Genomic DNA, 4,171 nt, shown 5'->3' on the forward strand with positions numbered 1-4,171 from the left:
CGTGACGGAGGTGGCGGGGGCCGACGAAGCGGGGGCGCCGGTCGGGCCGCCCGACGAAGAAGTGCCGCTGGTCACGGGCGGGCCGGCGCTGAACTGGGCGCCACCGCCGACGCTGCCCGTCCCGCTGTCGATCCGTTGGGTCGGCGCGGCGCGGGGCACCACCTCGCGCTGCGGCTCGCGCGGCGCCTGGCCAGGACCGCCGCCGCCGACCTTCTGCTGGGCGAGGTTCCCGACCGTCGCGGGGGCCTTGCCCTCCCGCTCGCCCATCATCTTGGCGATGGTCGCCTTGTCGAGCTGGTTGGTCACCGGCAGTCCGTGGGCGGCCTGATACTTGCCGAGCGCCGCCTTTGTCTCGGCGTGCATCTGCCCGTTGGCCCGCCCGCCGATGTTGTAGCCCTTGTCCTTCAGGATGGTCTGGGCCCATTGGATGTCCGCCGTCGATTGCGCTCGGACCGGAGCGCCCGCCAGCAGACCCACCGCCAGAACCGGCACCACCACAGCCAACGCGACCGCGCGGCGCGAACCACCCGTCATGACCATCCTCCGTCCGAGACGCCAACAGACCATCGCCGATCCACTATCGTGGATGCGCAACCGTGTTACCAGATTGCGGCGGATTTCCGGGCGCGATTTTTGTGCGCCTGCGTTGCGGCGGCATCAGGTCCGCCCTCCCCCGGCGGCACCCGGAAGGGCCGCCCCATTCCCCATCCGTCATGCGATGCCCGCGCAAAAACGTGGTATAGATCCATCATGGCGCATTATGGGGCGCATTGAGGGAGGCCCTGGCATGGCGACTCTGAGACACGCGATCCTGGCGGGTGGAACGCTGCTGCTGGCGGCCTGCGGCAGCACCCCGGCCTACCGGGAGTGGACGGCCACGGAGACCACGGCGACCGCCGCCTACGACGAATGCACCGAGCAGGTGGACAACACCATGCGCCTGCGCGGCTATCCCTACCGCCCGTTGCCCGAGACGCCGCAATTCCGCTACCGCAAGGAGATCTTCGCGCTGTGCATGCGCCGCAAGGGCTACACCGCCGAGGATTGAGCGCCCGTCACGGCCCCGGCAGGCCGTAGCGCAGATAGAGCAGACCGCCGATCAGCACCCCGGCCAGCACCACCGCCGCGTAGAAGCGCAACGGCAGCGGCACCCTCTCCCGCCGCCGCGGCGGCTTGGCCGCGACTCTGGCGGCGGCGCGGGACGCCGGCTTTGCCGGAACGGGCTTCGGCCCCGCCCCGGCAACTCCCCCCTGGTTGGGGTCGTGCAGTTCGATGAGCTTCCAGTTGAACTCCATCCCGTCGCCGCCGGCCCCGGCGTTGTGGTCGAGTTGGATCAGGCGGAAATAGGCGCGCGGGTTCACCCGCACCATCAGGTTGAAGCGGGCGCGGGCGTGGTCGAGGTCCTCCCCGACCTCCAACGTCTTCCAGCCCTTGCCGCGCGCCTTCTGGATGGCGAAGCGCGTCGGCTGGGCGGCGGGAACAGGCGCCATGATCGCGGTCCCATCACCGAGCAGCGGCGTGTTACGCCGAGGTCGGAACACCCTTCTTGCGGATCACGTCGGCGTACCAGCGGTAGCTGGCCTTGGGGCGGCGCTCCAGGGTCCGGCGGTCCACCTCGATCAGGCCGAAGCGGCGCTGGTACCCCTCGGCCCACTCGAAATTGTCCAGCAGGCTCCACACGAACCAGCCCCGCAGGTCCACCCCTTCCTCCAGCGCCTGATGACCGGCCAGAATGTGGCGGCGCAGGTAGCTGATGCGGTCGTTGTCCTGGACGAAGCCCTTCGGCCCGGTCTGCTCGGGATAGGCGGCTCCGTTCTCCATCACATAGACCGGCGGGTTGCCGTATTCCTGCTTCAGCTCGATCAGGATCTCGGCGATCCCGTCGGGCTCCACCGGCCAGCCCATCCCGGTCGTCGGCGTGCCCTCCGGCGGAGAGCCGTAGCCGGTGCCGAACAGGCCCGCCGGGTCCGGCTGCTGGTGCATCCGGCTGTAGTAGTTGATGCCCAGGAAGTCGATGGGCTGGCGGATCGCCTCCAGGTCGCCGGCCTTGACCAGCGGGGCGAAGCCGTCGCGCAGCAGCTCCGGATACTCGCCGCGCAGCAGCGGGTCGAGGCAGGCGCGGTTCCACACCGCGTCCCACATCAGCGAGGCCGCGTAATTGGCGTCCAGCCCGCCGACCGGCCAGACCGGCTGGAGCGACAGCACCGTGCCGAGCTGCCAGCCCTTGCCGCCGCCCGCCGCCCGCAGCGCCTTCACCGCCATGCCCTGGGCGAGGTTCTGGTGGTGGATCGCCTTGAAATAGTTGTCCTTGCCGGTCATTCCCGGCGCGTGGCCGCCCAGCCCGTGGCCGAAGATGGCGTGGACGGACGGTTCGTTCAGCATGGACCAGTGCTTGGCCCGGTCGCCGATCCGCGCGGCGACGAGCTGGGCGTAGTCGGTGAACCAGCCGGCGATGTCGCGGTTGGTCCAGCCGCCGCGGTCCTGAAGCGCCTGGGGCAGGTCCCAATGGTACAGGCAGGGCCAGGGCGCGATGCCCTTGGCGAGCAGCGCGTCGGTCAGCCGGTCGTAGAAATCCAGCCCCTCGGCGTTGGCCGGGCCGGTGCCGGTCGGCTGGACGCGCGGCCAGGCGACGGAAAAGCGGTAGGCGTTCATCCCCGCCTTCGCCATCAGGTCCACGTCCTCGGCGTAGCGGTTGTAATGGTCGCAGGCCACGTCGCCGGTGTCACCGTTGGCCACCTTGCCGAAGGAATGGCTGAAGGTGTCCCACACGCTGGGACCGCGCCCGCCTGCGGTCACCGCCCCCTCGATCTGGTAGGAGGAGGTCGAGGCGCCCCAGACGAACCGGTCGGGGAAGGCGGCCAGCGCTTCCGACGGCTGGGCCACCGCGGCGCGGCGCGTCGTCAGAAAGGCCCCGGCCGAGGCCGCCAGCCCGGTGGCCGCCGCCGCCTTCAGGAAACTCCGCCGCCGCATACCGAATTCCTCTCGCCGTCCGGGTCGTCCGCGACAATGTAAGAAGACCGGGCGCCAGCGCAACAGGCGCCTCGCATCACAATGGCCGCTTAACCGGAATGGCCGGTGTAGGCGTAAGCTGGACCGTGGGGTAGTATGGCGCCATGAACGGACTCGTCATGTTTCTGCTGATCGTGGCGCTCGGCCTCGTCGTGGCGTCGCTGTTCTCCGGGCTCTTCTTCATGGCGCGCGGCGGACAGGGCGACTCGCGCAAATCGAACCGGGCGATGCGGATGCGCGTGGCGCTCCAGGGGGTGGCGCTGGTGCTGTTCCTGCTCGCCATCCTGACCCACGGCTGATTGAGGACATCCACAGGAATCATGGTCAAGCTGACCCGCATCTACACCCGCGGCGGGGACCGCGGCCAGACCTCGCTCGGCGACGGGCGCCGCGTGCCCAAGCATGACCCGCGCGTCGCCGCCTATGGCACGGTGGACGAGGCGAACGCCATCATCGGGCTGGTCCGCCTTCACACCGCGGAACTGCCGGAGACCGACGCCATGCTGGCGCGCATCCAGAACGACCTGTTCGACCTGGGCGCCGATCTGTGCACGCCGGAGGTCGAGAATCCGGACTATCCGCCGCTGCGCATCCTGGAGTCGCAGGTGGACCGGCTGGAAACGGAGATCGACGCGATGAACGCCGACCTCGCCCCGCTCACCTCCTTCATTCTGCCCGGCGGCTCGGCGGCGGCGGCGCATCTGCATCTGGCCCGCACCGTGGTGCGCCGCGCCGAGCGGCTGATGACCGAGCTGGCGGAGGTGGAACCGGTCAACCCGGCGGCGGTCAAATACGCCAACCGCCTGTCCGACCACCTGTTCGTGCTGGGCCGGAAACTGAACGCGAACGGAACGGCCGACGTGCTGTGGGTGCCGGGCGCAAACCGTTGATGCACTTCCCTCTCCTTCGCGCTTGCGGCGTAGGCGGCGTTGACAGCCAAAACATCAACTCCTATGGTCGCAGCGCTGTCACAAGCTGCCCGATTCGGCGCCAGCGGCGAAGGTGCGCCTACATAATTCAAGAAAAGGGTGGGATATGAAGGTCCTCGTCCCGGTCAAGCGGGTGGTCGATTACAACGTCAAGATCCGCGTCAAGGCGGACGGTTCCGGCGTTGAGACCGCCAACGTGAAGATGAGCATGAACCCCTTCGACGAGATCGCCG

The 4,171-nt window shown here is 69.1% G+C and carries 6 protein-coding genes and 1 pseudogene; 4 read left to right on the forward strand and 3 right to left on the reverse strand.

Annotated elements, in window-relative coordinates; genetic code table 11:
* Positions 1-534 (reverse strand): peptidoglycan-binding domain-containing protein (locus tag GBZ26_RS27770; RefSeq protein ID WP_174441574.1); only part of this gene is annotated, 534 nt, incomplete at its 3' end.
* 253 nt (positions 535-787) lie between these two features.
* Between GBZ26_RS27770 and GBZ26_RS27775 the strand changes: the two genes are divergently transcribed.
* A complete protein-coding gene (locus tag GBZ26_RS27775; RefSeq protein ID WP_145689993.1) occupies positions 788-1,048 on the forward strand; it encodes a hypothetical protein in 261 nt (86 codons plus the stop codon).
* Positions 1,049-1,055: 7 nt separating this feature from the next.
* Here GBZ26_RS27775 and GBZ26_RS27780 read toward each other — a convergent pair whose 3' ends face one another.
* Both GBZ26_RS27780 and GBZ26_RS27785 read right to left on the reverse strand, forming a co-directional pair.
* Positions 1,056-1,490, reverse strand: a complete 435-nt coding sequence (locus tag GBZ26_RS27780) for a hypothetical protein (RefSeq protein WP_174441575.1) — start codon at positions 1,488-1,490, stop codon at positions 1,056-1,058.
* 31 nt (positions 1,491-1,521) lie between these two features.
* Positions 1,522-2,970, reverse strand: coding sequence for a GH1 family beta-glucosidase (locus GBZ26_RS27785; protein ID WP_174441576.1), 1,449 nt, complete (start codon positions 2,968-2,970; stop codon positions 1,522-1,524).
* Between the two features lie 143 nt (positions 2,971-3,113).
* On the opposite strand from GBZ26_RS27785, the gene GBZ26_RS27790 reads away from it, so the two are divergent.
* The 3 genes and pseudogenes from GBZ26_RS27790 to GBZ26_RS30490 all read left to right on the forward strand — a co-directional run.
* On the forward strand, positions 3,114-3,308 hold the full coding sequence (locus GBZ26_RS27790; protein WP_014197605.1) for a twin transmembrane helix small protein: 195 nt from the start codon (positions 3,114-3,116) through the stop codon (positions 3,306-3,308).
* 21 nt (positions 3,309-3,329) lie between these two features.
* A complete protein-coding gene (locus GBZ26_RS27795; RefSeq protein WP_174441577.1) occupies positions 3,330-3,899 on the forward strand; it encodes a cob(I)yrinic acid a,c-diamide adenosyltransferase in 570 nt (189 codons plus the stop codon).
* Positions 3,900-4,044: 145 nt separating this feature from the next.
* Positions 4,045-4,171, forward strand: a pseudogene (locus GBZ26_RS30490) (electron transfer flavoprotein subunit beta/FixA family protein); the annotation flags it as partial.

It is taken from the genome of Azospirillum formosense (genome assembly GCF_013340925.1).
In the GTDB taxonomy this organism is placed as follows: domain Bacteria; phylum Pseudomonadota; class Alphaproteobacteria; order Azospirillales; family Azospirillaceae; genus Azospirillum; species Azospirillum formosense.

Bases quoted from the DNA above. Each gene is read 5' to 3' on its own strand.
- GBZ26_RS27795 (WP_174441577.1), top strand. From the start codon at position 3,330: ATGGTCAAGCTGACCCGCATCTACACCCGCGGCGGGGACCGCGGCCAG.
- GBZ26_RS27790 (WP_014197605.1), top strand. From the start codon at position 3,114: ATGAACGGACTCGTCATGTTTCTGCTGATCGTGGCGCTCGGCCTCGTC.
- GBZ26_RS27785 (WP_174441576.1), bottom strand. From the start codon at position 2,970: ATGCGGCGGCGGAGTTTCCTGAAGGCGGCGGCGGCCACCGGGCTGGCG.
- GBZ26_RS27775 (WP_145689993.1), top strand. From the start codon at position 788: ATGGCGACTCTGAGACACGCGATCCTGGCGGGTGGAACGCTGCTGCTG.
- GBZ26_RS27780 (WP_174441575.1), bottom strand. From the start codon at position 1,490: ATGGCGCCTGTTCCCGCCGCCCAGCCGACGCGCTTCGCCATCCAGAAG.